Here is a 2,756-nt window from a genome sequence, read left to right on the forward strand (position 1 = left end):
TACTATGACACATGCTTTCTATATTTTTTGCTGATTTTCTATAGGATTGTTCTAATACATTTTCTACTATCTTTTCAGCTAGATTACTAGATACATGGCCTATGGTTTCTTTTTTTAAATATTGGTCTAGTAGGTATACATGCATACTCTTCCCATCATTATCTTCGGTTTGATAGATTCTTCTTTCATACTCTACTTCACCCATAATTGTGTGTATACAGGTTCTCCTGAATCCTTTATTTCGATATTTTTCAGTATCCCTCTTGGCTAGTAACATCAAATCAATTTTTTCTAATATATCTTTCATAATTCCACAGGCTACCTTACAAACAGTTTTATATATTTCTTCTTCAATAGTCTTGAAATCAAGTTCATTATGGTTTACACTTAATATATGCACAGTCTTTCCTCCTTAATGTGTTGTCCTTAACTACATTATAACGGATTGACTATGCATTGGGAAGGCCACTTAAAAGGTCTTCCCTTTTTCAGTTATATATCTAATGCCTACAAAAATTATACACTAACCTGCTCCAGCTTCAACTTCTGTTTTCCTTTTTCTTTCCTTTTTTAAAGGGGAGGGAAGAAGGAAAGTTTAAAGAGAGCAAATGTTTATTATAATAAAAGCAAGAATTTATTATAATAAGCAAGACTTTATTATATTAGGACAACTCCCTCACAAGCCGTGTTACGGCTTCAACATGTGGCGTTCTCGGGAACATATCCATTAACTTCATCTTATCAATTTTATATCCTTTATCCATAAATATCTTTAAATCCCTAACCAGAGTGATAGGATTACAGGACACATATATAAAGGTTTGAGGAGCAAAGTTAATTATCTTATTAATTGCTTTAGGGTGGATACCATCCCTTGGTGGGTCAATGATTATCAGGTCAGGCTTTTCTTTTAATTTATCTACTTCTTCGAACACATCTCCTGAAATAAAATCCACATTATGCAATCCGTTTAACTTAGCATTTTCAATAGCCATCTCTACCGCTTCTTCTATAATCTCTATACCTATTACTTTTTCACAAACAGGTGACAGTATCTGCGCTATAGTACCAGTACCTGAATACAAATCAAATACAATATTGGTTTTTTCATCTTCAATAAAATCTCTAACTATAGAATATAGTCTTTCTGCTCCGAAAGTATTAGTTTGGAAAAATGAAAAAGGTGATATTTTAAATTTTAAACCAAGAATTTCTTCTATAATATATTCTCTTCCATGAAGAAGATTAAGCTTATCTGCTTTCACTACATCAGCTAAACCATCATTTATAGTATGAAGTATGCCTACAATTTTTCCTTCTAACCCATGAATACTCAATAATTCCTTAGTAAAATTATTTGGATCCACTTCTCCTTGACTTGTAGTCACTAAGTTAATCAAAATATCTCTCGTAGATAAAGCTTTTCTAATGACTAAATGTCTTAAAATCCCTTCATGAGTTCTTTTGTTATAAAATGCTGTGTTTATTTCTCTAAAATACTTCATAACCCTTTTTCTTATTAGAGTAAAATCCTTATCTGCAATATTGCATCCATCAGTATCTATAATCTCGTAGAATCTACCTCTTCTATGAAGACCTAACACTAAAGGGCCTCCTTTTATCTCATCACCAAATGTATATTCCATTTTATTTCGATAACCTTCTACTCTAGGGCTTTTTTCTATTCCTAAATAATTCAGTTCCTTAATTTCCTCTTTTTCAAACAAAGCCAATACCTGTTCTTCCTTTAATTTCAATTCATCTTCATATAATAAGGTTTGGTAGGCACATCCTCCACAATCTTTTACATCTGAACAGAGTATGTTTTTTTCTAAAGGAGACCTTTCTAATATTTCCAACAACTTAGCCTCTATATAATTCTTTTTTCTTCTATTTAGAAGGACTTTTACTTTTTGTCCCTTAATACCGCCTTTGAATATTATAGTTTGGTCTTCATATTTACCTATTGATTTATTTGGAAAGATTGTATCTATTATTTCAACTTCAATAATTTTCTTCTTTCTTGCCATATGCATCAACTCCTTTCAAATTATTATACCAGTATTTATAATAAAAAATAAGAAGAAGTTAACACAGAATTAATTCAATGCTCAAAGATTTTTGCAAACAATAACTTAATATTAATAAATAGAAATAAATAACAATATTTTTAACTTAGTGTAAAATAATTGTTGGACAAATAAACAAAAAAATATAGAGAATAATCCTCAATTTGATATAATGTAATCGTCGAAATCACAAAAAAGGAGGATATTCTCTATGAATAATATTATACAATTAATAGCAGGAAAAGTTAAGGGTGAAATTGAAGAAAATATAATAAGAGTTCTTGAAGGCGAAGGAAACCTCGATGATATTGTAGATTCAGTTGGAGAAATGGTTAATGATATTGGTATTAAAACTATTCAAGCAATAATTAGTGAATTAAATAGTATTATTAAAAAATCTCCTGAAAGAAGTGGAAAATACCATGTTCATAAAGGAAAAGTTGAAAGAACTTTAATTACTAAATTTGGTGAATTAGAATTTGAAAGGGCATATTATAAAAATATAAATGAAAATAATTATGTATATATTTTAGATGAATTATTGGGGATAGAGAAATACGAAAGAGTTGAGGGGAATTTAAAGGGAGATATTTTAGATAAATCTACTGATGTAAGTTACAAAAAAGCAGCAGAATTATCTACACCTGTGGATATTAGTAGAGAAACAGTAAAGAAAATCATAAGGGA

General features: G+C 29.5%; 3 protein-coding genes. 1 reads left to right on the top strand and 2 read right to left on the bottom strand.

The annotated features are described in order from the left end of the window. Together CUL_RS17825 and rlmD are read right to left on the bottom strand one after the other, a co-directional pair. Positions 1 to 400: UPF0236 family transposase-like protein (locus CUL_RS17825; RefSeq protein ID WP_035142814.1), on the bottom strand; the 400-nt coding region annotated here is incomplete at its 3' end. Positions 401 to 662: 262 nt separating this feature from the next. Next, positions 663 to 2,030, bottom strand: coding sequence for a 23S rRNA (uracil(1939)-C(5))-methyltransferase RlmD (rlmD, locus tag CUL_RS0116300; protein WP_025642799.1), 1,368 nt, complete (start codon positions 2,028 to 2,030; stop codon positions 663 to 665). Between the two features lie 250 nt (positions 2,031 to 2,280). Between rlmD and CUL_RS17830 the strand changes: the two genes are divergently transcribed. Further along, positions 2,281 to 2,756, top strand: a 476-nt coding sequence (locus CUL_RS17830; RefSeq protein WP_035143459.1) for a UPF0236 family transposase-like protein, incomplete at its 3' end; no start/stop codon positions are given.

Origin of the sequence: [Clostridium] ultunense DSM 10521 (assembly GCF_000511955.1) — a bacterium.
In the GTDB taxonomy this organism is placed as follows: Bacteria; Bacillota; Clostridia; order Tissierellales; family Tepidimicrobiaceae; genus Schnuerera; species Schnuerera ultunensis.

Bases quoted from the DNA above. Each gene is read 5' to 3' on its own strand.
- rlmD (WP_025642799.1), bottom strand. From the start codon at position 2,030: ATGGCAAGAAAGAAGAAAATTATTGAAGTTGAAATAATAGATACAATC.